General features: G+C 68.4%; 25 protein-coding genes. 16 read left to right on the top strand and 9 right to left on the bottom strand.

From position 1 onward, the window contains the following. Nucleotides 1-122: 122 nt before the first annotated feature. From EII34_RS03145 to EII34_RS03135, 3 genes are read right to left on the bottom strand one after another with little or no spacing between them, the layout of a single operon-like run. Nucleotides 123-347 carry a PspC domain-containing protein gene (locus tag EII34_RS03145; RefSeq protein WP_124842838.1) on the bottom strand — a complete coding sequence of 75 codons (225 nt, stop codon included), beginning with the start codon at nt 345-347 and terminating at the stop codon, nt 123-125. A gap of 16 nt (nt 348-363) precedes the next feature. After that, nucleotides 364-555: a hypothetical protein gene (locus tag EII34_RS03140; protein WP_124842836.1), complete on the bottom strand. Its 192-nt coding sequence runs from the start codon at nt 553-555 to the stop codon at nt 364-366. Continuing rightward, nucleotides 552-1616 (bottom strand): PspC domain-containing protein, encoded by a 1065-nt coding sequence (locus EII34_RS03135; RefSeq protein WP_124842834.1) that lies wholly within the window; start codon nt 1614-1616, stop codon nt 552-554. The genes EII34_RS03140 and EII34_RS03135 overlap by 4 nt, the downstream gene beginning before the upstream one ends. 138 nt (nt 1617-1754) lie before the next feature. Here EII34_RS03135 and EII34_RS03130 point away from each other — a divergent pair, with 138 nt between their 5' ends. Continuing rightward, on the top strand, nt 1755-2990 hold the full coding sequence (locus EII34_RS03130; RefSeq protein WP_124842832.1) for an ATP-binding protein: 1236 nt from the start codon (nt 1755-1757) through the stop codon (nt 2988-2990). Next, the gene (locus tag EII34_RS03125) at nt 2987-3655 is read left to right on the top strand and encodes a LuxR C-terminal-related transcriptional regulator (protein ID WP_124842830.1); all 669 of its coding nucleotides are present in this window, start codon (nt 2987-2989) and stop codon (nt 3653-3655) included. The genes EII34_RS03130 and EII34_RS03125 overlap by 4 nt, the downstream gene beginning before the upstream one ends. 51 nt (nt 3656-3706) lie before the next feature. On the opposite strand, the gene EII34_RS03120 is transcribed toward EII34_RS03125, so the two are convergent. After that, complete coding sequence (locus EII34_RS03120; RefSeq protein ID WP_124842828.1) at nt 3707-3964, bottom strand: GlsB/YeaQ/YmgE family stress response membrane protein; 258 nt, start codon at nt 3962-3964, stop codon at nt 3707-3709. Nucleotides 3965-4141: 177 nt separating this feature from the next. Between EII34_RS03120 and EII34_RS03115 the strand changes: the two genes are divergently transcribed. Beyond that, nucleotides 4142-6409 (top strand): carbon starvation CstA family protein, encoded by a 2268-nt coding sequence (locus EII34_RS03115; protein WP_124842826.1) that lies wholly within the window; start codon nt 4142-4144, stop codon nt 6407-6409. Beyond that, nucleotides 6409-6591, top strand: a complete 183-nt coding sequence (locus EII34_RS03110) for a CstA-like transporter-associated (seleno)protein (RefSeq protein ID WP_124842824.1) — start codon at nt 6409-6411, stop codon at nt 6589-6591. Before EII34_RS03115 ends, EII34_RS03110 begins: the two co-directional genes overlap by 1 nt. A gap of 5 nt (nt 6592-6596) precedes the next feature. Here EII34_RS03110 and EII34_RS03105 read toward each other — a convergent pair whose 3' ends face one another. Further along, nucleotides 6597-7829, bottom strand: a complete 1233-nt coding sequence (locus tag EII34_RS03105; RefSeq protein ID WP_395858069.1) for a phosphatidylserine/phosphatidylglycerophosphate/cardiolipin synthase family protein — start codon at nt 7827-7829, stop codon at nt 6597-6599. A gap of 79 nt (nt 7830-7908) precedes the next feature. On the opposite strand from EII34_RS03105, the gene EII34_RS03100 reads away from it, so the two are divergent. From EII34_RS03100 to EII34_RS03090, 3 genes are read left to right on the top strand one after another with little or no spacing between them, the layout of a single operon-like run. Beyond that, on the top strand, nt 7909-8625 hold the full coding sequence (locus EII34_RS03100; protein WP_124842822.1) for a DUF6891 domain-containing protein: 717 nt from the start codon (nt 7909-7911) through the stop codon (nt 8623-8625). Between the two features lie 42 nt (nt 8626-8667). After that, nucleotides 8668-9057, top strand: coding sequence for a MerR family transcriptional regulator (locus EII34_RS03095; RefSeq protein WP_124842820.1), 390 nt, complete (start codon nt 8668-8670; stop codon nt 9055-9057). Next, the gene (locus EII34_RS03090; protein ID WP_124842818.1) at nt 9054-10082 is read left to right on the top strand and encodes an aldo/keto reductase; all 1029 of its coding nucleotides are present in this window, start codon (nt 9054-9056) and stop codon (nt 10080-10082) included. The genes EII34_RS03095 and EII34_RS03090 overlap by 4 nt, the downstream gene beginning before the upstream one ends. Here the strand turns inward: EII34_RS03090 and EII34_RS03085 are convergent. Then, the gene (locus EII34_RS03085) at nt 10079-11053 is read right to left on the bottom strand and encodes a CAP domain-containing protein (RefSeq protein ID WP_124842816.1); all 975 of its coding nucleotides are present in this window, start codon (nt 11051-11053) and stop codon (nt 10079-10081) included. The genes EII34_RS03090 and EII34_RS03085 overlap by 4 nt on opposite strands. Before the next feature lie 154 nt (nt 11054-11207). Between EII34_RS03085 and pcrA the strand changes: the two genes are divergently transcribed. After that, nucleotides 11208-13604: a DNA helicase PcrA gene (gene pcrA / locus EII34_RS03080; protein WP_124842814.1), complete on the top strand. Its 2397-nt coding sequence runs from the start codon at nt 11208-11210 to the stop codon at nt 13602-13604. A gap of 66 nt (nt 13605-13670) precedes the next feature. On the opposite strand, the gene EII34_RS03075 is transcribed toward pcrA, so the two are convergent. Continuing rightward, entirely contained in the window at nt 13671-14693 is a 1023-nt protein-coding gene (locus EII34_RS03075) for a M23 family metallopeptidase (protein ID WP_124842812.1), read from the bottom strand. Nucleotides 14694-14865: 172 nt separating this feature from the next. Between EII34_RS03075 and sucC the strand changes: the two genes are divergently transcribed. Continuing rightward, the gene (gene sucC, locus EII34_RS03070) at nt 14866-16035 is read left to right on the top strand and encodes an ADP-forming succinate--CoA ligase subunit beta (protein WP_124843012.1); all 1170 of its coding nucleotides are present in this window, start codon (nt 14866-14868) and stop codon (nt 16033-16035) included. A 19-nt stretch (nt 16036-16054) separates the two neighbouring features. Then, the gene (sucD, locus tag EII34_RS03065; protein ID WP_124842810.1) at nt 16055-16951 is read left to right on the top strand and encodes a succinate--CoA ligase subunit alpha; all 897 of its coding nucleotides are present in this window, start codon (nt 16055-16057) and stop codon (nt 16949-16951) included. A 2-nt stretch (nt 16952-16953) separates the two neighbouring features. Here sucD and EII34_RS03060 read toward each other — a convergent pair whose 3' ends face one another. After that, nucleotides 16954-18600: a hypothetical protein gene (locus tag EII34_RS03060; RefSeq protein WP_124842808.1), complete on the bottom strand. Its 1647-nt coding sequence runs from the start codon at nt 18598-18600 to the stop codon at nt 16954-16956. A 102-nt stretch (nt 18601-18702) separates the two neighbouring features. Here EII34_RS03060 and EII34_RS03055 point away from each other — a divergent pair, with 102 nt between their 5' ends. Beyond that, nucleotides 18703-20085 carry a cell division protein PerM gene (locus EII34_RS03055; protein WP_124842806.1) on the top strand — a complete coding sequence of 461 codons (1383 nt, stop codon included), beginning with the start codon at nt 18703-18705 and terminating at the stop codon, nt 20083-20085. Between the two features lie 6 nt (nt 20086-20091). Here the strand turns inward: EII34_RS03055 and EII34_RS03050 are convergent, their stop codons facing one another. Next, on the bottom strand, nt 20092-21246 hold the full coding sequence (locus EII34_RS03050; RefSeq protein WP_124842804.1) for a TIGR04053 family radical SAM/SPASM domain-containing protein: 1155 nt from the start codon (nt 21244-21246) through the stop codon (nt 20092-20094). Between the two features lie 50 nt (nt 21247-21296). On the opposite strand from EII34_RS03050, the gene purN reads away from it, so the two are divergent. The 5 genes from purN to EII34_RS03025 all read left to right on the top strand — a co-directional run bounded on the left by purN (nt 21297) and on the right by EII34_RS03025 (nt 25628). Next, complete coding sequence (gene purN / locus EII34_RS03045; protein ID WP_124842802.1) at nt 21297-21872, top strand: phosphoribosylglycinamide formyltransferase; 576 nt, start codon at nt 21297-21299, stop codon at nt 21870-21872. Beyond that, nucleotides 21869-23425, top strand: a complete 1557-nt coding sequence (purH, locus tag EII34_RS03040) for a bifunctional phosphoribosylaminoimidazolecarboxamide formyltransferase/IMP cyclohydrolase (RefSeq protein WP_124842800.1) — start codon at nt 21869-21871, stop codon at nt 23423-23425. Before purN ends, purH begins: the two co-directional genes overlap by 4 nt. 10 nt (nt 23426-23435) lie before the next feature. Continuing rightward, complete coding sequence (locus EII34_RS03035; RefSeq protein WP_124842798.1) at nt 23436-24299, top strand: bifunctional methylenetetrahydrofolate dehydrogenase/methenyltetrahydrofolate cyclohydrolase; 864 nt, start codon at nt 23436-23438, stop codon at nt 24297-24299. Then, on the top strand, nt 24280-24564 hold the full coding sequence (locus tag EII34_RS03030) for a DUF3017 domain-containing protein (RefSeq protein ID WP_124842796.1): 285 nt from the start codon (nt 24280-24282) through the stop codon (nt 24562-24564). Before EII34_RS03035 ends, EII34_RS03030 begins: the two co-directional genes overlap by 20 nt. A 74-nt stretch (nt 24565-24638) precedes the next feature. Next, complete coding sequence (locus EII34_RS03025; RefSeq protein ID WP_124842794.1) at nt 24639-25628, top strand: malate dehydrogenase; 990 nt, start codon at nt 24639-24641, stop codon at nt 25626-25628. Nucleotides 25629-25645 lie beyond the last annotated feature (17 nt).

Genomic DNA, 25645 nt, shown 5'->3' with positions numbered 1-25645 from the left:
GGACGCCTGGGTGGAAGGCTGTACGGCGAGCAGCGATGGGGGGACCTCAATCATCACCCGAGGTCACCTGAAAAGCCACCTCGAACCTGAGTGCTGGCCAAAAGGGTGACAGGCTCGGATGCTCAGGGCCTCCGGAAGTCGCGCCGGATGTCCTCGAAGGCCGAGCCCCCCGTGGCGCGGGGCAGGAACAGCCACAGCACGACGTAGAGCGCGATACCGCTGCCTCCCAGCAGGACGAAGACCACCAGGGCGAGCCGGACCCAGAGGCTCTCCACCCCGAGGGCCCCTGCGACACCGCCGCAGACACCGGCGATGATCTTGTCGTTGTCGGAACGGGTGAGTGACATGATGACTCCTTGTCTGTCAGTCTCTGTTCTCAGGCCCTCGGCCGAGGCCGATCATGAGCCCGAGGGTCCCCACCGTGAGCAGCACGGCGGCGAACCACATCTTTCCCGGGGCCACCCGGGGCATCCCGGAACCGAACCACAGGCCGACGGCGGCGAAACCGACGAGCACCAGTCCGGTCAGGAGGGTGGGAAGGTCGAGCCGTCTCATCCCGGGTACTCCACGGTGACATCTGAGACGGCCGCGGTGATGCGCAGCTGCGGTCCGGGGGACGACGACGCCGATCCGCCGGTGGGTACCAGGTCCACGTCCGAGAGCGTCCGGGAGATCTCGACCCCCGCAGGGGCGCTCGCGAGCAGGACGTGGACCTCGCTCGCCACGGCCTCGATGCTGATGACCTCCGAGGCCGCGTCCTCGGGCAGGTGGCGCAGGTCGAGGACGGCGGAATCGGCCACATAGGTGTGGGTGAGCTCCGCGGTGCCGGGGGCGACCACCCCGGGACGCTGGACGGAGACCCGCAACGAGGCGAGGGTGCCGAAGACCCCTGCGACCAGCAGCAGACCCAGCAGGAAGACGGTGGGCAGCCGTCGGGAACGCAGCAGCAGTGCCCAGCCGGTCGTCGCCGCGCCGATGGTGCCGAGTGCCCCGGCGGCACCGAGGAAACGACTCCCGGACAAGACCTGCAGGGACACGAAGGAGAGCACACCGAGGATCGCGATCGCCGCGGCTCCGAGCCAGCTGGTCGGCACGGGCCCTGGGACATGCCTCGGCGCGGGGGCCTCGACCTCGGGCTCGGGGGCGTAGAGATCCACCACGGGAAGTTGTGGACCGTGCTCCACCTGATGCGTGCCGGAGCTGCTGCGCACGGGGGAGCGGTAGCGTTTCACCAGGACCACCGCGAGTCCCAGCAGCAGGACGGGGAGGGCGGAGATCGGGACGATCCAGGAGACCGCGGCGGCGGCCAGCACGGAACTGACGCCGATGCCGAGCCACTGGGTCCGCGGCGCCCAGGAGCGGAACTGGGGCAGCAGCCGGGTGATGGGGGCCACCCCGCGGCCCTCGCGAGGGGTGAGCAGAACTCCCCAGGTGTAGACCACGACACCGACCCCACCGACGGGGGTCAACAGGATGAAGAACATCCGGATCAGCAGGGGATCGACCGCGAACCGGGCACCGAGACAACGGCTGAGGCCGAGGGTGGTGGAACTGGTGGGGCGTTCCAGCCGCGACAGGGCGGGGTGCACGGCCCCCAGGTCCACCAACTCGTTCATGTCCTCCAGTGTGACCAGTCGTAGCGGGGCACGCCATCGGGGGAGCCCCTGAGGCAGGCCTGAGATGTGTGCCCCGGGCCCTGAAACCATTCCCGACGAGGTGACTCGGCACCGTCCTTCGTGTCACCCTTGGAGGACATGAGCAGTCCCGCGGCATCCCCTGAGCGTACCCCTCGGTTGCAGCGCGACCTCACCACCAAGGCGATCGCCGGGGTGGCGAGTGGAGTCGCGCGGCACCTGGGGGTCCCCAGCATGTGGGTGCGACTGGTCCTCGTGGGGCTCGCCCTGTTCAACGGGATCGGGGTGCTGGTCTACGCGACACTGTGGATGCTGATGCCGGGCGCCGACCATCAGGAGGCCCCGGGGCTGGAGGGGGCCAGCCGCACCGGACGACGCCCCGAGCAGCGGATGAGCAGCATTGACGCCGGGGTGCTGTTCTCCGTCGGAATCCTGATCGGTGGGGTGCTGTGGGCCGTGGCCCTCGATGCATCGCCGGGAGCCGTGCCGATGTTCTGGCCGCTGGTGCTGGGCGGGTTCGGGGTGGTGCTGGTCTGGGTGCAGGCCGATCGGGTCGGCAGCCAGCTGGCCACCTCCGCCGAGGGGCGCATCCCCAGGGGCAAGGCCCTGGCCAGCGTCACCCGCCTGGTGGGAGGCATGGTGCTGGTGGGATTCGGGATCAGCTGGATCGTCGCCAGCCAGCTGGGATGGCGCGACCTGCCCGTGGTGATCGGGGCTGCACTGGCGCTGCTCGTGGGGCTCGTGGTGGTGGCGGCACCGTGGCTGCTCCGTGCGCTGACCCGGTTCCGCAACGCCGACCGGGGCCGCCTCAAGGCCGAGGCACGGGCCGACATGGCGGCGCATCTCCACGACTCGGTGCTCCAGACGCTGGCGCTGATCCAGCGGCAGGCCAACGACCCCGCAGCGGTGGCCTCCCTGGCGCGTCGCCAGGAGCGGGAACTGCGGACCTGGCTCTACGGCGAGGAGGTCGGGGCACGAAGCCTCAGGGGAGCACTGGAGCAGATCCGGGTGGATGTGGAGGACCGGTTCCCCATCGCCGTCGAGGTGGTGTGTGTGGGTGACCTGGACCTGGACGACGCCACGACGGCCCTCGTGCACGCCACGCGCGAAGCCGTCACCAATGCGGCGAAACACTCCGGGGCGGCACGTGTCGACGTGTACGCGGAGGTCACGCCCGATGTCGTCGAGGTGTTCATCCGGGACCGGGGGCAGGGATTCGACGAGTCCCGGATCAGGGCGGACCGGATGGGCGTGCGAGAATCGATCCGTGCGCGGATGAAACGGCACGGGGGCACGGCCCGGATCAGGACCGAGCCGGGTGAGGGTACCGAGGTCAGGTTGGAGCTGCAACGATGAGTGAACTGGAGACGACGAAACCACTGGGCGAACTGCGGGTGGTGCTGGTGGACGACCACGCGATGTTCCGGGCCGGGGTGCGCCACGAGATCGGACAGCTCTGCGAGATCGTGGGTGAGGGACACGACGTGGCGAGTTCCGTCGAGACCATCCTCGCCACCCGCCCCGACGTGGTGCTGCTCGACGTCCACCTGCCCGGTGGCGGCGGGGCGGAGGTCATCAAGCAGGTGGCGGCGAAGAACTCGGAGGTGAAGTTCCTGGCGCTGTCCGTCTCGGACGCGGCCGAGGACGTCATCGGCGTGATCCGGGCCGGGGCCCGTGGTTATGTCACCAAGTCCATCTCGTCCGAGGAGCTGGTCGAGGGGATCCAGCGCGTGGCCTCGGGGGATGCGGTGTTCTCGCCCCGGCTGGCGGGATTCGTGCTGGACGCGTTCTCCGGCTCGGTGGACATCTCCTCCATCGACGAGGAGCTGGACCGGCTCAGCTCCCGGGAACGCGAGGTGCTGAAGCTCATCGCGCGGGGCTACAGCTACAAGGAGGTGGCGAGGGAACTGTTCATCTCCATCAAGACGGTGGAGACCCACGTCAGCTCGGTGCTGCGGAAACTGCAGCTCAGCAACCGCCACCAGCTCACCAAGTGGGCCACCGACCGTCACCTGGTGTGAGAAGGCAGGACGCCGGTTTGAGCGACCGGCGTCCTGCGTCGACCGAAGGCCTCACCGGCGCTTCCTCGACCATCCCTGGATCGCCAGGATGAGGACGGCACCCCCGACGGAGAAGGCGAGTCCCGGCAGGGAGAAGATCCTGTCGTAGGAGTCGTGGAAGATCAGCTGACCGAGGAAACCGGCCAGAAGGGCACCACCGATGCCGAGGAACATGGTGGAGAGCCAGCCGCCTGCCTCCCTGCCCGGCATGATGGCCTTCGCGATCGCGCCGCCGAGGAGTCCGATGATGATGTAACCGATGATCGTCATGTCTCCATCGTGCCTCGATCGATGGTGCTGCACATCGGGAGAAGCCCTGAGATCACCCGGTGATGTCGGACACGAACTGTCAGGTTCCCGCCCGACATCGTCATGGCGGTGGTAGCGTCCTGTGACGGGGGCTGTGGGCAGGCCTCCGCCAGTGGTCGACGACGATTGCGAAGGACTATGACACCAACTGCCTCACCAGTACTGACCGAAGAGCCGGAAGGGCTGCCTCCCGTGGCCCTGGACGAGGAGACGATCGAGAAGGACCAGAGGCTCAGCCCGCTGAGGATCGCCATCTGGGGAGCCGTCGCGCTGCTGGGTGGTGTCGCCTGGGCACTGATCGCCCTGTCCCGAGGGGAGACGATCAACGGCATCTGGTTCGTCTTCGCCGCGGTGTGCTCGTACTTCATCGCCAATCGCTTCTACGCGGGCGTCATCGAGCGTTACCTGACCAAACCCGACGACCGGCGCGCCACCCCGGGTGAGTACCGGCTCGACGGTCACGACTTCGTGCCGACCGATCGTCGTATCCTCTACGGCCACCACTTCGCCGCCATCGCAGGAGCCGGCCCGCTGGTGGGTCCCGTGCTGGCCGCCCAGATGGGGTATCTGCCCGGCACGATCTGGATCATCCTCGGCGTCGTGTTCGCCGGTGCGGTGCAGGACTACGTGGTGCTGTTCTGCTCCATGCGGCGCGGCGGCCGCTCCGTCGGGCAGATGGCCAAGGACGAACTCGGACGTTTCGGTGGGATCGCCGCCCTCATCGCGACCATGGTCATCATGCTCATCATCATCGCCATCCTGGCCCTGGTGGTGGTCAACGCCCTCGGTGAGAGCCCGTGGGGTGTGTTCAGCGTCGGGATGACCATCCCCATCGCACTGTTCATGGGCGTCTACCTGCGCTACCTGCGTCCCGGGAAGGTGGCGGAGGTCTCCCTGATCGGGGTCGTGCTGCTGCTCGCGGCCATCATCGGTGGGGGGTACGTGGCGGGCACCGAGTGGGGGCGTGCGATGTTCACCCTCGACCCGCTCACCATCGCCTGGGCCATCATCATCTACGGCTTCGTCGCTGCGGTGCTCCCCGTCTGGTTGCTGCTGGCCCCACGTGACTACCTGTCGACGTTCATGAAGGTCGGCACCATCGCGATGCTCGCCGTCGCCATCGTCGTGGTGCGACCCACCATCGAGGTGCCCGCCCTGACGATCTGGGCCTCGCGTGCCGATGGCCCGGTGTTCAGCGGGTCGCTGTTCCCGTTCCTGTTCGTCACCATCGCCTGCGGTGCGCTGTCCGGCTTCCACGCCATGATCTCCTCCGGTACCACACCGAAACTGATCGAGAAGGAACGCCAGACCCGATTCATCGGCTACGGCGGGATGCTGATGGAGTCCTTCGTCGCGATCATGGCCTTCGTCGCCGCGCTGTCGGTGGACCAGGGCATCTACTACGCCATGAACTCCTCCGTCGCGGCCACCGGTGGCACCGTCGAGGGGGCCGTGAACTTCGTGAACTCACTCGGGCTGACGGGGGTTGACCTCACCACGGAACAGCTGGAGCAGACCGCACAGCTGGTCGGGGAACACACGGTCGTCTCCCGCACGGGCGGGGCACCGACCCTCGCCGTGGGGCTGGCAGGCATCATGCAGCAGTGGTTCGGTGGGCCGGAGATGATGAGTTTCTGGTACCACTTCGCGATCATGTTCGAGGCGCTGTTCATCCTGACCTCGGTGGATGCCGGCACCCGGGTCGCACGCTTCATGCTCTCCGATGCCCTCGGCAACCTCTACCCGAGATTCCGTCAGGCGAGCTGGAAGCCCGGCAGTTACCTGACCACAGGGCTGATGGTGGCGGGCTGGGGATCGATCCTGCTGCTGGGGGTCACCGACCCACTGGGTGGCATCAACACCTTCTTCCCGCTGTTCGGGGTGGCGAACCAGCTGCTGGCGGGGATCGCACTCGCGGTGTGCCTGACGATCCTTGCGCGGCGGGGGCGCCGATGGACGCTCCTGATCGTCGCCGTGCCCCTGACGTTCACGGCGATCGTCACCATCACGGGATCGTTCCTCAAGATCTTCAGCAGCGACCCGAAGGTCGGGTACTGGGCCAACCACAACCGCTTCGCCGCGGCCCTGCAGGACGGGGTCACCGAACTCGGTGGGGTCAAGGGAGTGGCCGCCATGGAGGCCGTGGTCCGCAACACCGCGGTGCAGACGACGCTGTCGGTGATCTTCCTGGCCTGCGCGCTCGTCGTGATCACGATGTGCGTGTGGCAGACGATCCGGGCAGTTCGAGCAGGTGGTGGCCCCGACACGGAGGACCCGGCGGTGCAGTCGAGGATCTACGCTCCTTCGGGCATGACCGCCACCCCGGCGGAGAAGGAACTGGCAGCGGCCTGGAGCAGGTACTACACCGAGCATCCCGGTGCCGACATCCGAGGCGGTGGTCACTGATGAGGCGGCAGGCCGTCTCGGCATGGCGTCGCCTCGCCTGGTTCGTCAACGGGGTGCTGGGGGCCAACAAGTACCAGCAGTACCTGGCGCACCACCGGCTCCACGGTCACGGGGAACCACTCGGGGAGCGCGAGTTCTGGCGCTGTGAAACGGACCGGCCGCCCACGATGCGGTGCTGCTGAGGCGGTCAGAACAGGGGACGCCAGGGGCTCAGCAGGGCCTCGGCGAACTTCTTCACCACAGGGCGACGGTGCCAGTCCTCGGCGGTGAGTTCGACGGTGTTGCCCGCGTCCACCAGGAAGACCCGCTCCATGTGCTGGGCCACCTCCTCGTCGGTGATCTCCAGGTTCACCTCGTAGTTGCCCCACAGACTCAGTCGGTCCAGGTTCGCCGTGCCGATGGTGGACCAGGTGCCGTCGATGACGGCCGTCTTGGAGTGGACCATCGCCCCCTGGTAGAGGAACAGGCGGATCCCGGAGGCCAACAGGTCGGCGTAGAAGCCACGTGACAGCCAGTCCGCCACCGCGTGGTTCGACTTCGCGGGAACGATGATCCGCACGTCGACCCCACGCTTGACCGCGGTCTTCAGCGCCCCCACCAGGTCGTCGTCCGGGATGAGGTAGGCATGGGTCAGCCAGATCCGGTCCACGGCCCGGTCGATCCCCTCCAGGTACATGTTGCGGATCGGGTACACCTGGATGCGCGGCTGGTTGCGGTGCACCCGCAGGGGGCTGAACCAGCGTCGGGGGGTCTGGTTGTCGAGCACCGGGAGGTGATGACGTCTCGCGTTCTGGTTCCAGAAGTCGATGAAGGCGTTCTCGAGCTCCGCCGCACCCGGGCCGATGATCCGGGCGTGGGTGTCACGCCACTGGGTGGCGTACAACCTGCCGATGTTGTACCCGCCGATGAAGCCGGTACCGCCGTCGACGACCAGGAGCTTGCGGTGATTGCGGCCCCAGGTGCGGGGGGCCCAGGGCTTCGGGAACGACGGATGGCGCAACGCGTGAACCCCATCGGGCATGCGGAAGAAACTGCGTGGCACCACGAGGTTCGCGAACCCGTCCCACACGACGTGGACCTGGACGCCCCGGGCTGCGGCCCGGCCGAGTGCCGCCTTGAACTGTTCCCCCACCTCGTCCCCCTTCCAGATGAAGGTCTCGAAGTGGATCACCTGCTGGGCGCCGTCGATGGCCGCCAGCATGTCGCGGTAGAGGTCCTCGCCGTAGGTGTAGATGGTCACCTCGTCCTGGTCCATCGACAGCGGCTCGGCAGGGGTGGCGGGGAAGTGACGCAGCCGACGGCGCTTCTTGCGGAGGGACTCCCACGCGGTCAGGCCGAGCATGAGGGAGATCTGGGTCAGCAACAGGCCGACACTGACCCGCGGGATCACCCTGCGCAGGAACTCCCAGACTCGCCTCATGGCGGCCAGCATAGAGGGTGGGACAGCCAAGGCGAAGGAGCCCACGGCAGATGTCGGTGTCGCTGGCTAGGGTGACGGCATGACTGGACACAACGTGCTTCCCGAAGGACTCACCTTCCCCACCCACCTGCTCCCCAACGCCTCCCTGACCCAGGAGGAGGGCGAGGAGCTGCTGGAGATGCTGTGGACCGGGATCACACTGGGTGAGGATCAGCTGGCTGAATACAAGGAGGTCATGGAGTACTCGCTCGATGAGGACGAGATGACCACCGCTGAGGCGCGTGCTGTCGTCGAACACCTGCTGGAGGCGCGGCGCTCCCAGCAGGCGGCCTTCGGTGACCTCGGGGCCTCGAGGCTGCAGCGGGCCTTCGAGGCGCTGCGTGAGGCCAGGATCGTCGCGGAGATGAACTTCACCTGCTGCGGCACCTGCGGGGCCGCCGAGATCGGGGAGAAGGAGTACGAGGCCGGGGAGCTCGACCAGTGGCTGGGATACGTGTTCTTCCACTCCCAGGACACCGAGTCGCTGCTCGAGGACGGGCACGTGTACCTCAACTACGGGATCTTCTGGCCCGCCCACCTCAGCGAGGCCGAGTACAACGCCCTGTCGGAGAAGGAACGGGATCAGCTCTACGAGTCCGACACCATCCAGCTGATGACCGAGGTGGTCATCCCCATCCTGGAGCGCCACGACATCACCGTGGTGTGGAACCGGGACATGGCGACGCGCATCCGGCTGGAAGGGGTCGAGTGGTACGTGCCCGCCCCCGAGATCCTGTATGAGGACGAGGAGGACTGACCACTTGCGTTGGAGTGCGCTCCAACGCCTACCGTGGAGGACATGCCGAAGGCGAGCAAGAAGCGTGGGATAGCCGAGATGGCGGACCTGACCGGACTCAGCCGGGACACCCTGCGCTGGTATGAACGAGAAGGGCTGATCCCGCACGTGGACCGTGACCACAACGGCCACCGCAGCTACGACGACCGAGCCGTTGTGATGGTGCAGCTACTGGTGCGGTTGCGTCGCACGGGCATGCCGGTGGCGCGGATGAGGCGTTACGTGGAGCTGGTGATGGCGGGTGAGAGCACCCACCCGGAGCGTCTGGAGCTGTTGCGGCGACACCGGGAGAGCGTGCGGGGCCAGCTGGACCAGCTCACCAGCGATCTCGAGGTGCTCGACCGCAAGATCGGCGCCTACCAGCACCTCATCGAGGAGAAGGAGCGAGAATGACCGACACCATCGATCTCGGCCACGGCCTTGAGGTCAGCCGCCTGGGCTTCGGCGGCATGGCGCTCAGCCACGTCTACGGCCACACCGACCCGGCGGAGGCGCTGCGGGTGCTGCACGCCGCCGTGGATGCAGGAATCACCTTTCTGGACACGGCCGACGTCTACGGTGAACCCCGCCCCAAGACGAGTGGCCCGGCGGGCACCAATGAGGAGTTGATGGCCCAGCTGCTGCGGGAGCGACGTTCCGAGGTACAGCTGGCCACCAAGTTCGGCATCACCGGAGCCATCGGGACTCCGGACGCGCCTGCAGTTCGTGGGGACCGCGACCACGTGCGCTCCGCCTGCGAGGCCTCCCTGAAGCGGCTCGGCATCGAGACCATCGACCTCTACTACATGCATCGCCGGGATCTCCGGGTTCCCATCGAGGAGACGGTGGCGTCGATGGCCGAGCTGGTGGCCGAGGGCAAGGTCCGGCACCTGGGGCTCTCCGAGGTGACCGCCCCGGAGATCAGGGCAGCGGCCACGGTGCATCCGATCACCGCCATCCAGAGCGAGTGGAGCCTCTGGTCCCGGGACGTCGAGGCGCAGGTCGTCCCGGCGGCCCGGGAGGTGGGTGCCGGTTTCGTGCCCTACAGCCCGCTGGGTCGTGGGTTCCTGACCGGGACGCTGACCCCGGAGCGGATCGCAGCCTCCATGCTCAGGGCCGAGGATCGGTTCCAGCGGCACTTCGAGGCGAACCAGGCGGTGGTACGGGTGATCCAGGGCATCGCGCAGGACCTGGGTGCCACCGCTGCCCAGGTGGCCCTGGCCTGGCTCATGACAGCCCAGCAGCGACACGGGCTACCGGTGGTGCCGATCCCCGGTACCCGCTCCATCACCCGGGTCCGGGAGAACGCGGCCGCGGTGGGGATCACCCTGGATGAGGATCAGCTGCGGCACCTGGACGCCGTCGCTGACCTGGTCGTCGGTGAACGAAACCTGTCCTTCACCCCCAAGGGCTGGGTCTCCCGCGACCGTGAGGTCTAGAACAGGCGTCGGAAGAGGAACACCAGGCCCGCGACGGCGGTGCCGGTCAGCGCGACGCCCAAGGAGATCATGCCCCAGGACGGACCGGCCTCGTCGAGCTCGGCGAGGGCGGCCGGGGAACCGGAGGGCTGGATGCTCGGCGAGGGTGTCGGCGTCGGCTCCGAGGTGGTGGCGGAGGGGGTGACCATGGGGGCATCCGACGAAGGTGTGGGATCCTCGACGAGTTCACTGGGCAGGGTCATCGCAGGACGACTGCCCGAGGCACTGGGCGACGTGGCGTCCTGCCCCTCGGGAGTGGGGGAGTCGGGCTCGGACGGGGTCGGGGTCGGTGAGGGGGTGGGTGACTGCGGTGGGGTGGATTCCTTCGACGGGCTCGGGGCAGGGGGCGACGGCGGTGTGCTGGGATCCGGGGTCGGGCTCGGCCGGGGGCGGGGGGACTCGCCACCGACCTTCGTCAGCGTTGCTGCCTCGGCGTCGGAGTAGTTCGCGAAGTTCTGGGTGGCGTACCAGGCGTTGTTGACCGGATCGTGGGCCAGGCCGATCCCGATGGAGTTCAACTCAGGGTTGACCATGTTGGCGTAGTGGCCGGGGGAGTTCAGCCACAGGTCGAACATCATCGCCCCGATGTCACCGCTCCCGCCGTGCATCGCGACGTTCTCCGCGGCGTTGCTCCAGCCGGAGGGGTAGTGGTTGGTGAAGTTCGGCCGGTGCGACAACGACGCCTGCGTCGCCATCTGCTGCGACCAGTCGGTGGCGATGGCGTCCAGCTCCCGGTACCTGGTCACCGGGGCAAGGCCCTTGTCGGCCCGGAGCTCGTTGACCTTCGCGAGGATGGTTCGGGCGTACCCGGCCGTCGTGTTCTCCTCCATCGGCAGGACGACGGGGGTGAGGTCGGGCTGGGCCGCGTGTGCCGTCGCCAGTCCCGTGGGCAGCAGCAGTGCCACCGCGGCGGCCAGCTGGATGAAACGCATACGCAGTCTTTCCGGCAGTTACGAAACCGTTACCTGATCCACCCTAGACGAGACACCCGGGCGGAAGGAACGCCCGGGAGCCCGTTCCTGTCGTCCGTTTGGGTCGACATGTCATGGCGCGGATCTCAGCGGTGTCCAATAGGGTGGATCCACCATGTCAGACAGTCTCTTCCCTGATCTCGCCGCCGTGTTCACCACCAACCGGACGGCATCGCGTCCAGACCCCGTCGTGTCGGCCCGGCAGGTGGACGAGGGGGATCTCCTCGAGGGGCTCAACCCGCCACAACTGGATGCCGTCACCCATGCCGGGAGCCCGGTCCTCGTCGTCGCAGGGGCAGGTTCCGGGAAGACCCGGGTGCTGACGAGGCGGATCGCGCACCTGGTCGGGGTCCGTGGCGTCCACCCCGGGGCGGTGCTGGCGATCACCTTCACCAACAAGGCCGCCGCCGAGATGCGGGAGCGTGTGGCCGAGCTGGTGGGCAACCGGGCCAGACTGATGTGGGTCTCCACCTTCCACTCCGCCTGCGTGCGCATCCTGCGCTCCGACATCGACCGGTTCCAGATGGCCAGGTCCTTCTCCATCTACGACGACGCCGACGCGAAACGACTCATGGGTCTGGTGCTGCGTGACCAGGAATGTGACCCGAAGCAGTTCCCGGTGCGTGCGGTGATGAACGCCATCAGCACCTGGAAGAACGACCTGGTGGACTTCGAGACCGCGGCCGAGGTGGCCGCAGGCCCCCACCAGAGGATCCACGCCGAGGTCTACCGTGACTACCAGGCGCGCCTTCGGGCCGCGAACGCCCTGGACTTCGACGACCTCATCATGACCACCGTCAACCTGTTCCAGGCCTTCCCGGACGTCCGGGAGAAGTACCGCCGCAGGTTCCGGCACGTCCTGGTCGACGAGTACCAGGACACCAACCACGCCCAGTACGTGCTGATCCGGGAGCTGTGCGGCGAGCCCACCCCGTCCGCGAGCGGGATGAAGGCGGTCGAGCCCGCCGAACTCATGGTGGTGGGGGACTCCGACCAGTCCATCTACGCCTTCCGTGGTGCCACCATCCGCAACATCCTGGACTTCGAGGCCGACTTCACCGGCGCCCGCACCATCGTGCTGGACCAGAACTACCGCTCCACCAACACCATCCTCCAGGCGGCCAATGCCGTGATCTCCCGCAACGAGGGTCGTCGCGACAAGACCCTGTGGAGTGAGCTCGGTGAGGGCAGCCCCATCGTGGGATGGGTGGCCGACACCGAGCACGACGAGGCCCAGTTCGTCGCCTCCGAGATCGACCGGCTGGTCGACGACGGTGTCACCCGGTACGGGGACGTGGCGGTGTTCTACCGCACCAACGCCCAGTCCCGGGCCCTGGAGGAGGTGTTCATCCGGGTGGGGATGCCCTACAAGGTGGTGGGGGGAGTGCGCTTCTACGAGCGCAAGGAGGTGCGTGATGCCATCGCCTACCTGCGTGCCATCGCCAACCCGGCCGACGACGTGTCCGTGCGCCGCGTCCTCAACGTGCCCAGACGGGGCATCGGGGAGCGGGCCGAGGCCGCCATCGCCTCGCTGGCCGCGGCCACGCGGATCAGTTTCTTCGAGGCCCTGACCCGCAGTGACGAGGCCCCGGGCCTGTCCACCCGGTCCGCGAAGCAGATCCGGACCTTCGTGGACCTCATCGAGACGCACCGGGTGCAGATGGCCCAGGGCCGACCGGCCCACGAGATCCTGACCTCGGTGCTGACCGGATCCGGCTACCTGGCGGAACTGCAGAACTCCACCGACCCACAGGACGAGACCCGGCTGGAGAACCTGGAGGAACTGGTCAGTGTCGCTGCGGAGTTCGTGGCCGCCGCCAACACCGTCGATCTCGACGACGAGGACGCCGGCTCACCCCTTGCCGCCGGGATGCCCGAACCCGACGACTCGCTGCCCGCCTTCCTGGAGCGCATCGCGCTGGTGGCGGACTCGGACCAGGTGCCGGACGGCGACGGGCAGGGTGTGGTGACGCTGATGACCCTCCACACCGCGAAGGGGCTGGAGTTCGACACGGTGTTCCTGACCGGCATGGAGGACGGGGTGTTCCCCCACGCCAGGGCCATGGCCTCGGCCGAGGAACTGGCGGAGGAACGACGCCTGGCCTACGTGGGGATCACCCGGGCCCGGAAGCTGCTCCACCTCACCCGGGCCCAGGTGCGCGTCACCTTCGGCACGGTGGGCCACAACCCGGCCTCACGATTCCTCGACGAGATCCCGTCCGGCCTGATCGACTGGCGCCGACTCGGTGAGGAGCCGTCGGTCGGCTGGGCGGCCAGCAGCGCCGACCGGGTCTCACGGACCAGGGACGCGGTGGGCCTCGGCAAGGGCCGCACCCGGCCCACTCCCGTGAGCGACCTGGCGGTCGGGGATCGGGTGCTCCACTCGATGTTCGGGATGGGAACGGTCCTCGCGGTGCAGGGGATCGGCGACAAGCAGCGCGTCGACGTCGACTTCGGCTCGGCCGGCAGGAAACGCCTGGCCCCGGCCCAGGCACCGATGGAGAAGCTCTGACCACGGCATCGTGCCCCACCCGCCGCAGCGGGTGGGGCACGATGAGGATGGATCAGTGCACCTGGGTCAGGCGTTGACGCCCAGGCTCCGCAGGAAGGCCATCGGATCACCGGCCTCGTAGACCTTGCCCGGGGTGGTGCCCTTCGGGTAGTACTCGAAGTGGAGGTGCGGGCCGGTGCTCCTGCCACTGGAGCCGACGTAGCCGATGAGGTCACCGGCCTTGACGCTCTGACCGGGCTTGACCACCGAGCGGGACATGTGGGCGTACAGCGTCGATCCGCCGTTGGAGTGGGAGATCACCACGTTGGTTCCGGCCCAGCCGGCGCTGGTGGGGCTGATCACGATGCCCGAGGCGGCGGCGTAGATCTCGGTGCCCTTCGGGGCAGTGAAGTCCTGCCCGGTGTGGTAGCGGGCCCAGATGCCGTGCTGCCGGTAGTGGGGACCCATCCGGAACGTCCCGGGTTTCAGCGGCAGTGCGCCTCCCTTCGAACCGGCTGCGTTGAGGTCCTCCTTCGAGATCTTGGAGGTGTCGACGCCCTGTTTCTTGAGGGCGGCCTCAGCGGCTGCGAGGCGCTCGGCGGCAGCCTGCTTCTCGGCCTTGATCTTCTCCTCCTGGGCCGCCACCAGCTCCAGGTCGGCATCCATCTTGGCCTCCCGCTCGGCGGCGGTTTCCGTGGCGATGTTGCTGGTGGAGTCGTTGTAGGTGGAGTCCAGGTCCTCCTCGTGCTCCTTGGCGGCCTGGTCGGCCATGGCCGTGTCCAGGTTGCTGCGGATCGCTGAGCGGGAGGCGTCCTCCTCGTTGGTGGGGAACCCGTTCTCGACGGCCCGGGCGGCGCTCTCAGGCACCGCGGCATCGGTGGCGATGACCTCGCTGACCGACTCGTCCGCGGACCGTGAGCTCCAGGCCCATCCGAAGACGGCGGCTGCTGCCACGCTGCCAGCCGCGACCGCTGCGACGGCGGTCCGGCTCAGCCGGGCACGGCCTCGACGGGAGGGGGTGGCGATGGAGGCCTCGACGACGTCCGGTTCGACGTCCTGCTCGGGAGCAAGGGCCCGGCGTGCCGCAGGTCGCGGTTCGTTGATCTTCAAAGTCGTCTCCTCAGGGAACCAACGCGCTAAACCTTAGCAATTCTCAGCTTGTTCTCAAAATGGTGGCCACCTTTTCGGATGGCAAGGGCCAAGACGGTGGACCAGCAGCCGTCGCAGCGGTTAGGGTGAGGCCCTGCCCCCCAGATCAACGTCGATTCAGGAGCTGATGTCCATGGATCTGCTGGAGTACCAAGCACGCGGACTGTTCAGGGACTTCGGTGTGCCCGTCCTACCCGGAATCGTGGCCAGAACCCCCGAGCAGGCCGTCTCCGCTCGCACCGACCTCGATGCGGAGGTGGTGGTGGTCAAGGCGCAGGTGCGCACCGGGGGACGTGGCAAGGCCGGCGGGGTCAAGCTGGCCCGTGGTCGCGAGGAGGTGGCCGAGGTGGCGTCGGCCATCCTCGGCATGGACATCAAGGGCCACACCGTCGAGGAGGTGATGGTGTGTCCGGCCGCCGAGATCGCCGAGGAGCACTACTTCTCCATCCTGTTGGACCGTGCTGCCGGTGGCTACCTCGCGATGTGTTCCCGGCAGGGTGGCATGGACATCGAGACCCTCGCCGTCGAACATCCCGAGGCGCTGGTGCGCATCCCCCTGGACGTCACCGTTGGCATCGATGGAGCCGTCGGCCGTGAGATCGCGGCACGCGCAGGATTCCCGGAGGCGGATCACGAGGCGCTGGCAGAGGTCTTCGTCTCACTGTGGCGGCTGTTCCACGACGTCGATGCGACCCTGGTGGAGGTGAACCCCCTGGTGAGGCTCACCGACGGTTCGCTCAGTGCGCTCGACGGCAAGGTGACCCTTGACGGCAACGCCGATTTCCGGCACGACTGGGCCTCCTACCATGCCTCCTCCGGCGAGACCGAACTGGAGCAACAGGCCCGTGCCCTGGATCTCAACTACGTCCACCTGTCCGGCAGCGTCGGGATCATCGGCAACGGGGCAGGACTGGTGATGAGCACCCTCGACGTGGTGGAGCGGGCCGGCAGGGACCTGCCCGGGGCGCCGAGACCGGCCAACTTCCTGGACATCGGGGGCGGAGCCTCCTCCCAGGTCATGGCCAACGGCCTGCGGATCATCATGAGTGACCCGCAGGTGAGGAGTGTCCTCGTCAACGTCTTCGGCGGGATCACGGCCTGCAACGATGTCGCCACCGGCATCGTCCACGCCCTCGAGCTCCTCGGTGACGACGCGCGTCTGCCCATCGTGGTGCGCCTGGACGGCAACTCCGTCGAGGTGGGCAGGGCCATCCTCGAGGAGGCGGCACACCCACTCATCCACGTCGAGGACACGATGGACCGGGCAGCGGCCACGGCCGCCCGACTCGCCTCCGGGCACTGAGGCATCAGGAGAGGAAACCATGGCTGTCTTCATCAACCAGCACACCCGCGTCGTGGTCCAGGGCATGACCGGCAGGGAAGGGCGCAAGCACACCCAACGGATGATCATGTCCGGCACCCGCGTCGTCGGGGGTGTCACCCCCGGTCGTGGCGGTGAGTCGGTGCTCTTCGAGGAGGACCCGGTACCGGTGTTCGACACGGTGTCTGACGCGGTGGCGGCCACCGCGGCCGACACCTCCGTGGTCTTCGTCCCCCCGAGGTTCGCCCGCGACGCCGTCGTCGAGGCCGTCGAGTCCGGCATCGGGTTGTGCGTGGTCATCACCGAGGGCATCCCGGTGCGCGACGCCCTCGAGTTCCACGCGGCGGCCCGGGCCAACGGGGCCAGGGTGATCGGCCCGAACTGCCCGGGACTCATCTCACCGGGGCTGTCCAACGTCGGCATCATCCCCGCCCACATCGCCGGGCAGGGCCGGATCGGGCTGGTCTCCAAGTCCGGGACGCTGACCTACCAGATGATGTACGAACTGCGTGATCACGGCTTCTCCACCGCCGTCGGGATCGGCGGCGACCCGGTGGTGGGCACCTCCCACATCGACGTGCTGCAGGCCTTCGAGGAGGACCCCGGGACCGAGGTGATCGTCATGATCGGGGAGATCGGGGGCGACGCGGAGGAGCGGGCCGGCGCCCACATCGAGCAGCACGTCTCGAAACCGGTCATCGGGTACGTCGCCGGCTTCACCGCCCCGGCAGGCCGGACGATGGGCCATGCCGGTGCCATCGTCACCGGGAGCAAGGGCACCGCGGCCGCGAAGAAGGAGGCCCTGGAGGCCGCCGGGGTGCGCGTCGGGGAGACCCCGAGCCAGACCGCTCAGCTGGTGCGTGACAGCATCGCCGAACTGCGTCGTCACACGCGCTGACCTCAGGCCTGGGTGGCCCGCTGGGCGGCACGGATGGCGACGCTGCCCAGCTGGGCCTCACTGAACTGGTACTCCGGTGCCACCGCGACCAGGACGTAGCTCACCGTGTTGGCGGCCCGGGTGATGACCAGCTGGTAGTGGGCTTTGCTGTCGTCCGACTTGTCGAGGGAGACCGAGAACATCCGGGCGGTGACCGGCACCTCGTTGGCACCGGTGCCGCTCACGGCCTCGAACTCAGCGACATTGGCCGTGGTGAGCCGTTCCTTGCAGGAGAGGATGTTGCTCACCAGCGTGGACTCGAAGCCGCTGGCGGCCTCCTCGTCCGCGAAGGTGAAACGCAGCTCGTCGAGGCCGAAACCAGCCGGGACCTGATTGGTCTCGCTCAGCACGAAGGTGATCTGCTGGCGTTCGGTGGGACCCGGATCGGTGTCCAAGGACATGTTCTCGCACCCGATGCCGTTCGCCTTCACGTCCGCGGGTGCACCACCCTGCACCCACTTGCCCGAGCCCGGGGTGATCCGTGGCAGGTCGGCGCTGATGAGCCACCCCGGTGGCTCGACCCTGGGTGGCACCGACGGGGTCACCGTCGGTTCACCCGGGCAGGTGCCCTCCGAAGCGGCGCAGATCTCCTGCAGCCGGACCGCAGCTGCCCGGGCCAGTGGAGCGGGATCCACCGCGGCCCCGGTCTGTTTCACGACGAAGGTGGACACGGTACGACCGGTGCGCACCATCAACAGCGTGTGGTGGAGGCTGTTCTCCTCCTCGGAGACGACCGTCACCTGGACCGCCTCGTCACCCAGGCCGGTCACCGCCGTGGCGCCGGCGATGTAGAGCTGGTTGATGGCGCAGGTGGAGATGTCGCTCACCCGCTTCGCGTAGACCTGGGTGGCGGCATCCACACTCGCGTAGCCGTCGATCTCGTGGAGGAGGGCCGGCTGGCGCTCCGCGTCGTCAGCGCCCAGGGTGCGCTGGAGCGAGACCACGGGGTTGATGTCGGCCACGTCCTTGCCCCGACACACCACACGGTACTGGTGGTCCTTCTTCAACTCGGAGGTGGTCACCTGCGACCAGCTCACATCCGGGACGATGTTGCCGGCGTCCGAGGCCTCCATGAGGTTGGCGGTGCTGGCCGCCGGAGGGAGCTCCGAGGTGGTCGACTCGCCGGGCTGCTGGGCCTCGTCACCACGGCCACGGTTCGCCAGGACGAAGAACCCGATGACGATGAGCACCAGGGCGGCCAGGGCACCACTTCCCCACAGCAGCAGGGTTCGGCGATGGTGGTGGAACCACCCGCCGTCGCCCTCCCCGGACTCCTCGAGACGGGCCCGCGACGGGAACGACATGGTCGCGGTGGTGGGCGAGGTCGTGCTCGGCGCGGAACGACGGGGAGCGTCCGGGGCCGAGGAGACGGAGCGACGTCCCACCGCTGCCGGAGGGTCGAGACGACGTTCCGTCTCGGGCAGCACCGGTGCCGGGATGGCGGTGGCGGAGTCGGGATCGGCCGGACGTGCGAAGGGGGTGTCGAAGTCATCCGCGGCGCCGCGTCGGGCACCACCGGGGACGGCGCGGCGTGTATCGTCAAGGCCGTCCGGCTCGGCACCCTCAGGGGCGAAAGCCCGACGGGGACGCTCGTTGCCGGAGTCAGTCATGTACACCTCCAAGCGGATGTGACACCGCCGATCGGCGGCACTTCATTTCTACAGGGTACCCATGACGCGCAGGTTTTTGCCCATCGAGTGGAGGACACGGCTGTGGGGGAGCGCTCATCGAAGCACCGGACGATCACCGTCGACGTGGACGCGACCAAGCCGGTCAGGCGTCTTCACGTGCTGTTGCCCTGGTACCTCGTGGCGGGCCTCGGAGGTCTCGCCGTGGTCGCCGCGGGCTGGCTCCTGCTGGCCGCCCCGGCGGTGCTGGGCTGGCTCACCTCGCCTCGCGCCCAGCTGACCGGGGCCCTCGACCTGGCCAACCGGATGCTGCTGTTGTCCAACGGCGTCCCGGTCGAGGTGGCAGGGCAGCGGGTGAGCATCGTCCCGCTGGGGTGCACCGCCGTGCTGATGCTGCTCGGCCGCCCGTTGGCGGCCCTTGCGGCCAGGCACGCGGCACGTTCCCAAGGGGTCTCGGACGACACCGGTGAACTCCGGGTCGACAGTCGCGCAATCGTGATGCGCGTTTCCGGGGTGTTCGTGATCGGATACCTCCTGGGTCTGGGGGTCCTCGCGACCTTCGTGGCCGGGGTCTCCCTGCCGAGGGTGCTGCTCGGTGCCGTCCTCGTCGGTGGACTCGGGGCACTGTGGGGATCCGTCTCGGCGCTCGAGTTCGACCTTCGGGGCAGGTGGCCGGTGTGGCTGCGTTGCGTGCCCCGAGCCCTCGGGGTCGCCTGGGGGATCTGTCTCGCCGTCGGGGCCGTGCTGCTGGCGATCAGCCTGTACCTGCAACGCGATCGCATCATCGCCATCACGGACACCCTCGATCCCGGGACGGCTGGCCTGGTGATCCTGCTGGTGCTGCAACTGGCCTACCTGCCCAACCTGGTCGTCTGGGCCACCGCATGGTCGCTGGGAGCAGGCCTCACCCTGGGCGACGACTCACTGATCTCCATGGGCATCACCGACGTCGGTTTCCTCCCGGCGATCCCGGTCCTCGGCGCGATCCCCGATCCCGGGAGGATGCCGACACCGCTGTGGCTGTGGCTGCTGGGCGGGGTGCTGGCCGGGGCCCTGGCAGGTGGTCTCGTCGCTCTCGCCCGTCCGGCCCGGAGGTTCGACGAGACCACCCTGGTCGGTGCCCTCACCGGGGTGGCCGCAGGATTCGGCCTGGTGCTGCTCGCCACCGTCGCCTCCGGCGGTCTCGGCACGAACCGGTTGGCGATGCTGGGGGTGAGACTCAAGGACCTCGCGATCACGGCCCCCAGCCTGCTGGGGCTCTCCGGCCTGGTCGTGGGCCTGGTCGTCGGACTGCTGCGTCGGCAGTGGCCCTCCGCTGAGGAATGGGCCGAGTGGCGGGCCAGCCTGGCCACCACGGAGGATCCTGACGTCATCGACGAGGAGATCACCCGCGAGTCCCGGCTGGACCAGGAGGGCGCCGAGCCGCGACCGGCCGATGACGACGAGGACACCCTGCCCCGACGCTGAACCCGCTCAGTGGGCCCGGGGTTCGTGGGCGCAGAACGGCTCCTCGGCCAGGAAGTCACCCGTCATGGCGTAGGCGCGGGCCCGGGAGCCACCGCAGAACGAACGGTAGGAGCAGAACCCGCACTTGCCCTTCAGCTGGCTGCGGTCCCGCAGGGTACGGAACAGGTCCGAGTTGCGGTACACCTCCCCGATGTCGTCGGTGCGGACGTTGCCCGCCCTGATCGGGAGGAACCCCGAGGGGTAGATGTCACCGACGTGGGAGATGAACATGAAACCGTCGCCGTCGTTGACGTTGCGGGCCCGCCCGATCCCGTCCTGCTGCGAGTAGTGCATCCCGGAGGTCAGGACGTCGAGGTCGGTGTCGGCACCCTGTCGGGCCTCGGCGCGTTTGCGCTGCATCACCACGCGGGAGTACTGCGGGGCCGCCGTGGCCTTGAGGTCGAAGGGGGCCGTCCTGCTCAGGTCGTAGAGCTGGTTGAACACCGTCTCGAACTCCTCGGCGCTGGCCACGTCGTCCTTCTTCGCCCGTCCCATCGGGACCAGGAAGAAGACCTCCCAGAACACGATCCCGAGCTCGGTCATCAGCTCGCACATCGCGGGCATGTCGTCGATGTTGCCCTTGCGCACCACGGTGTTGACCTGGGTGCTGAGCCCGATCTCCTGTGACTGTCTGAGGATCCGGATGCCGTGGTCGAAGCTGCCGTGCACCCGCCGGAACTCGTCATGGATCTCGGCGTTCGAGCCGTCCAGGCTGACCGCCAGCCGGGTCAGCCCCGCCTCCTTCAACTCCACCAGCCGTTCCCGGGAGGCCAGCGGCGTGGTGGCCGGGGTGATCGCCATGCGGAGCCCGATCTCGGCGCCGTGCCGCACCAACTCGATGATGTCAGGTCGCTTGAAGGCGTCCCCACCGGAGAACACGAACACCACCCGACCGAACCTCCGCACGTCGTCGAGGAGCTGCAAGGCCTCCGTCGTCGACAGCTCACCGGAGTCGCGCAGTGGCTGGGCGGAGGCCCGGCAGTGCTTGCACGCCAGGTCACAGGCCTGGGTGGTCTCCCAGATCACGATGAACGGTGCCTGGTCGAAGTCGAGGTTGGGACGAGCACCGAAAGGGCGTCCCTGCGCGTGGCCGTGAGCATGTCCGTGATGTGGGTGTGCCATGGTCAGCACGCTACCCGACCTGCGAATCGGCGCGACGGTAGGGTTGAGCCGTGACAACTCGTGTGGTGGTTCTGGTCTCCGGCTCGGGGACCCTGCTCCAGGCGCTCCTCGACGCGGTCGTGGCGGGCGAGCTGGATGCCGAGGTCGTCGGCGTGGTCTCGGACCAGCCCGCGGCACCGGCCCTGGAACGGGCCCGGGCCGCAGGCGTTCCCGCCGTCGCCCATCCTCTGGGCAGAGGCGAGGACCGTGCCCGGTGGGACGCGGAGCTCACCGGGATCGTCGCAGGGTTCGCCCCGGACCTGGTGGCCTCCGCCGGATTCATGAAACTGCTGGGTGAGGCCTTCCTCGCGCGTTTTCGTGGCCGGACCATCAACACCCACCCGGCACTGCTGCCGAGCTTCCCCGGGATGCACGGCCCCCGTGACGCCCTCGCCCACGGTGTGAAGGTCTCGGGGGCGACGGTGTTCCTCGTGGACCCCGGCATCGACACCGGTAGGATCCTTGCCCAGGGGGCCGTCCCGGTGCTGGACGACGACACCGTCGAGACCCTTCACGAACGCATCAAGGTGGTGGAGCGCCGTCTGCTCATCGAGACCGTGCGCTCCTGGAGACAAGGAGAGACATGACGGACCGGATCACCCCACGGCGCGCCCTCATCAGCGTCCACGACAAGACCGGGTTGGAGGAACTCGCGAGGCAACTGGACGCCGCCGGGGTGCAGATCGTCTCCACCGGCTCCACCGCCGCACACATCGCGGCGGCCGGCATCGAGGTCACCCCCGTCGAGGAGGTCACCGGGTTCCCCGAGTGCCTTGACGGAAGGGTCAAGACCCTCCACCCCCGGATCCACGCCGGGATTCTCGCCGATCCACGTCTGGTCGAACACGGCAGACAGCTGGATGAACTCGGGATCGAGGCCTTCGACCTCGTCGTGGTCAACCTCTACCCGTTCGAGGCCACCGTCGCCGCGGGGGGCAGCGTCAACGAGTGCATCGAGCAGATCGACATCGGGGGGCCCGCCATGGTCCGGGCCGCTGCGAAGAACCACCACGGTGTGGCGGTGCTCACCTCCCCGGCCCAGTACGCGGAGGTGGGAACGGCGCTGGCCGAGGGCGGGTTCACCCTCCAGCAGCGCCGGGACCTGGCCACCGAGGCCTTCCGGCACACCGCCAGCTACGACGTGATGGTCGCTTCCTGGCTGGGGGGCACCATCGCATCGGGAGCCGACGACTCCTTCCCTGAGTGGCTGGGGGCCACCTGGGTCAAACGCCAGGACCTGCGCTACGGGGAGAACTCACACCAGGCTGCCGCGCTCTACACCTACCCTCCCGGTCCTCACGGGATCGCCCAGGCGGAACTGCTGCACGGCAAACCGATGAGCTACAACAACTACACCGACGGTGAGGCCGCCCACCGTGCCGCCCACGACTTCGACGCCCCCGCGGTCGCCATCATCAAGCACGCCAACCCCTGCGGCATCGCGGTGGGGGCGGACATCGCCGAGGCCCACCGCAAGGCACAGGCCTGCGATCCCGTCTCCGCCTTCGGCGGGGTGGTCGCCACGAACCGCCCCGTCACCTCGGCACTCGCGGAGCAGCTGCGGGAGATCTTCACCGAGGTGGTGATCGCGCCCGACTTCGAGCCCGAGGCGCTGGAGATGCTGATGGCGAAGAAGAACCTGAGGCTGCTCCGGGCCGCCCCGTACACCCACCGGGAACGCACCCTGCACCCCATCTCCGGAGGAGCCCTGCTGCAACAGCCCGACCGCATCGACACCATCGGGGATGACCCGGCGGCCTGGGAGCTGCAGGCGGGCGAGGCCGTCGACAGGGCCACCCTGGCCGACCTGGTCTTCGCCTGGCGGGCCTGCCGTGCGGTGAAGTCCAATGCCATCCTGCTGGCCCACGACGGTGCCTCCGTCGGTGTCGGGATGGGCCAGGTCAACCGCGTCGACTCCTGCCGACTCGCCGTCCAACGGGCCGGGGAACGTGCCGCCGGGTCGGTGGCCGCATCGGACGCCTTCTTCCCCTTCGCCGACGGGCCTCGGATCCTCATCGACGCCGGGGTCAGGGCCATCGTCCAACCCGGGGGCTCCCTGCGTGACCAGGAGACCATCGACCTGTGCCGGGAGCGGGGAGTGGCCCTCTACCTCACCGGCACCCGACACTTCTTCCACTGAGGAGCGTGAGATGAGCGCACAGGTGCTCGACGGCAAGGCGACCGCCACCGCCATCAAGACCGAGCTGGCGGACCGGGTCGCCCGGCTCCGCGCGGCCGGGTTCGTTCCGGGGCTCGCCACGGTCCTGGTGGGTGAGGACCCGGCGAGCCAGAACTACGTGCGCATGAAACACCGTGACTGCCAGCAGGTGGGCATCGAGTCCATCCAGGTGGAGCTGCCAGCCGACGCCACCGCGCAGCAGCTGGAAGGAGCGATCCGGGAGCTCAACGAGTCACCGGCCTGCACCGGCTACATCGTGCAGCTGCCCATCCCGGGACACCTGGACGAGAACCGGGCACTCGGGCTGCTCGACCCTGACAAGGACGCCGACGGCCTGCACCCCATCAACCTGGGACGCCTCGTGCTGAACGAACCCGGCACCCTGCCCTGCACCCCCCGCGGCATCGTCGAGCTGGTGCGCCACCACGGTCTGGACTGGCAGGGCGCGCAGGTGTGCGTGGTGGGACGCGGCATCACCGTCGGGCGTCCCCTCGGGTTGATCCTGACCCGACGCAGCGAGAACGCGACCGTCACCCTCTGCCACACCGGCACCCGGGACCTGGCCGATCACACACGGCGGGCGGACGTCGTCGTCGCGGCGGCCGGGGTGCCCGGGATGATCACCGCGGACATGATCAAGGACGGTGCCGTGTGCATCGACGTCGGGGTCAGCCGGGTCGACGGTCGGGTCGTGGGTGACCTGGCGGGAGATGTCTGGGACCGGGCGGGCTGGGTCACCCCGAATCCCGGTGGTGTGGGGCCGATGACCCGGGCGATGCTGCTCAGCAACATCGTGGACCGAGCCGAGGTGCTCCATGCACGACAAGAGGGCTGAGCTGCTGCCGAACCGACCCGGGGCGTTGCTGGTGTCGGTGGCGATCCTGCTGGTCGGGGTCGTCGTCACCGCGTTCGGGCACTGGCGACGGGGAGCTGTCATCATGGCCTTCGCCCTGTTCGTCGCGGCTGCGGCCAGAGCGGTGCTGCCGCGCCACGTCTCCGGACTGCTCGTGGTGCGTCGCCGCCCGGTGGACGTCCTGCTCATGGGCGGGCTGGGCCTGACGATCGCACTGTGTGCCCTCGTCGTTCCCCCGGGGCCCTGACCCCGGAACCGGTGCGGGTGCACCAGGCGATAGGGTGAGAGACGGACATCACAGTCGAAAGAAAGGTCCGCACGATGAGCACTGAGGCTCCCGTCAAGGTGGCTGTCACCGGCGCAGCCGGTCAGATCTGCTACAGCCTGCTGTTCCGCATCGCCAGCGGTTCACTGCTGGGCGATCGTCCCATCGAACTGCGTCTTCTCGAGATCACCCCCGCGCTGAAGGCCCTCGAGGGTGTCGTCATGGAACTCGACGACTGCGCATTCCCGAATGTCAAGAACATCGTCATCGGCGATGACCCGAAGAAGGTGTTCGACGGCGCCAACATGGCCATGCTGGTGGGGGCGATGCCCCGCAAGGCCGGGATGGAACGTGGCGACCTGCTGTCGGCCAACGGAGCCATCTTCACCGCCCAGGGCAAGGCCCTCAACGAGGTGGCGGCCGACGACGTGCGCATCCTCGTCACCGGCAACCCCGCCAACACCAACGCCCTCATCGCGATGAAGAACGCCCCCGACATCCCGGCCGAGCGGTTCAACGCCCTGACCCGGCTGGACCACAACCGGGCGAAGAGCCAGCTCGCCCAGAAGCTGGGGGTCGGCGTCGGTGAGATCACGAGGATGACCATCTGGGGCAACCACTCCTCGACCCAGTACCCGGATCTGTTCCACTGCGAGGTGAACGGCCGCAACGCCGCCGAGCTGGTGGGTGACGAGGCCTGGATCGAGTCCACCTTCATCCCCACCGTCGCCAAGCGTGGCGCCGCCATCATCGAGGCCCGAGGCCTGTCGTCGGCCGCCTCGGCGGCCAACGCCACCGTCGAGCACATGCGCGACTGGGCGCTCGGCACGCCCGAGGGCGACTGGGTCTCGATGGCGGTTCCCTCCGACGGTTCCTACGGGGTCGCCGAGGGCATCATCTCCTCCTTCCCGTGCGTGGTGAAGGACGGGAGGTACGAGATCGTCCAGGGCCTGGAGATCGACGACTTCTCGCGCGCCAAGATCGATGCCTCGGTCGCTGAGCTCGTCGAGGAGCGTGACGCCGTCACCGAGCTCGGCCTCATCTGAGCAGCCGAACGAGACGA

Origin of the sequence: Arachnia propionica (assembly GCF_003859805.1) — a bacterium.
In the GTDB taxonomy this organism is placed as follows: domain Bacteria; phylum Actinomycetota; class Actinomycetes; order Propionibacteriales; family Propionibacteriaceae; genus Arachnia; species Arachnia propionica_C.
The sequence above is the reverse complement of the archived record's forward strand: the minus strand, read 5'-3'. Positions and strand labels throughout refer to the sequence as shown.

Excerpts from the sequence above, each read along its gene's own strand:
- EII34_RS03145 (WP_124842838.1), bottom strand. The coding sequence starts at position 347 with ATGTCACTCACCCGTTCCGACAACGACAAGATCATCGCCGGTGTCTGC.
- EII34_RS03140 (WP_124842836.1), bottom strand. The coding sequence starts at position 555 with ATGAGACGGCTCGACCTTCCCACCCTCCTGACCGGACTGGTGCTCGTC.
- EII34_RS03135 (WP_124842834.1), bottom strand. The coding sequence starts at position 1,616 with ATGAACGAGTTGGTGGACCTGGGGGCCGTGCACCCCGCCCTGTCGCGG.
- EII34_RS03130 (WP_124842832.1), top strand. The coding sequence starts at position 1,755 with ATGAGCAGTCCCGCGGCATCCCCTGAGCGTACCCCTCGGTTGCAGCGC.
- EII34_RS03125 (WP_124842830.1), top strand. The coding sequence starts at position 2,987 with ATGAGTGAACTGGAGACGACGAAACCACTGGGCGAACTGCGGGTGGTG.
- EII34_RS03120 (WP_124842828.1), bottom strand. The coding sequence starts at position 3,964 with ATGACGATCATCGGTTACATCATCATCGGACTCCTCGGCGGCGCGATC.
- EII34_RS03115 (WP_124842826.1), top strand. The coding sequence starts at position 4,142 with ATGACACCAACTGCCTCACCAGTACTGACCGAAGAGCCGGAAGGGCTG.
- EII34_RS03110 (WP_124842824.1), top strand. The coding sequence starts at position 6,409 with ATGAGGCGGCAGGCCGTCTCGGCATGGCGTCGCCTCGCCTGGTTCGTC.
- EII34_RS03105 (WP_395858069.1), bottom strand. The coding sequence starts at position 7,829 with ATGAGGCGAGTCTGGGAGTTCCTGCGCAGGGTGATCCCGCGGGTCAGT.
- EII34_RS03100 (WP_124842822.1), top strand. The coding sequence starts at position 7,909 with ATGACTGGACACAACGTGCTTCCCGAAGGACTCACCTTCCCCACCCAC.
- EII34_RS03095 (WP_124842820.1), top strand. The coding sequence starts at position 8,668 with ATGCCGAAGGCGAGCAAGAAGCGTGGGATAGCCGAGATGGCGGACCTG.
- EII34_RS03090 (WP_124842818.1), top strand. The coding sequence starts at position 9,054 with ATGACCGACACCATCGATCTCGGCCACGGCCTTGAGGTCAGCCGCCTG.
- EII34_RS03085 (WP_124842816.1), bottom strand. The coding sequence starts at position 11,053 with ATGCGTTTCATCCAGCTGGCCGCCGCGGTGGCACTGCTGCTGCCCACG.
- pcrA (WP_124842814.1), top strand. The coding sequence starts at position 11,208 with ATGTCAGACAGTCTCTTCCCTGATCTCGCCGCCGTGTTCACCACCAAC.
- sucC (WP_124843012.1), top strand. The coding sequence starts at position 14,866 with ATGGATCTGCTGGAGTACCAAGCACGCGGACTGTTCAGGGACTTCGGT.
- sucD (WP_124842810.1), top strand. The coding sequence starts at position 16,055 with ATGGCTGTCTTCATCAACCAGCACACCCGCGTCGTGGTCCAGGGCATG.
- EII34_RS03060 (WP_124842808.1), bottom strand. The coding sequence starts at position 18,600 with ATGACTGACTCCGGCAACGAGCGTCCCCGTCGGGCTTTCGCCCCTGAG.
- EII34_RS03050 (WP_124842804.1), bottom strand. The coding sequence starts at position 21,246 with ATGGCACACCCACATCACGGACATGCTCACGGCCACGCGCAGGGACGC.
- purH (WP_124842800.1), top strand. The coding sequence starts at position 21,869 with ATGACGGACCGGATCACCCCACGGCGCGCCCTCATCAGCGTCCACGAC.
- EII34_RS03035 (WP_124842798.1), top strand. The coding sequence starts at position 23,436 with ATGAGCGCACAGGTGCTCGACGGCAAGGCGACCGCCACCGCCATCAAG.
- EII34_RS03030 (WP_124842796.1), top strand. The coding sequence starts at position 24,280 with ATGCACGACAAGAGGGCTGAGCTGCTGCCGAACCGACCCGGGGCGTTG.
- EII34_RS03025 (WP_124842794.1), top strand. The coding sequence starts at position 24,639 with ATGAGCACTGAGGCTCCCGTCAAGGTGGCTGTCACCGGCGCAGCCGGT.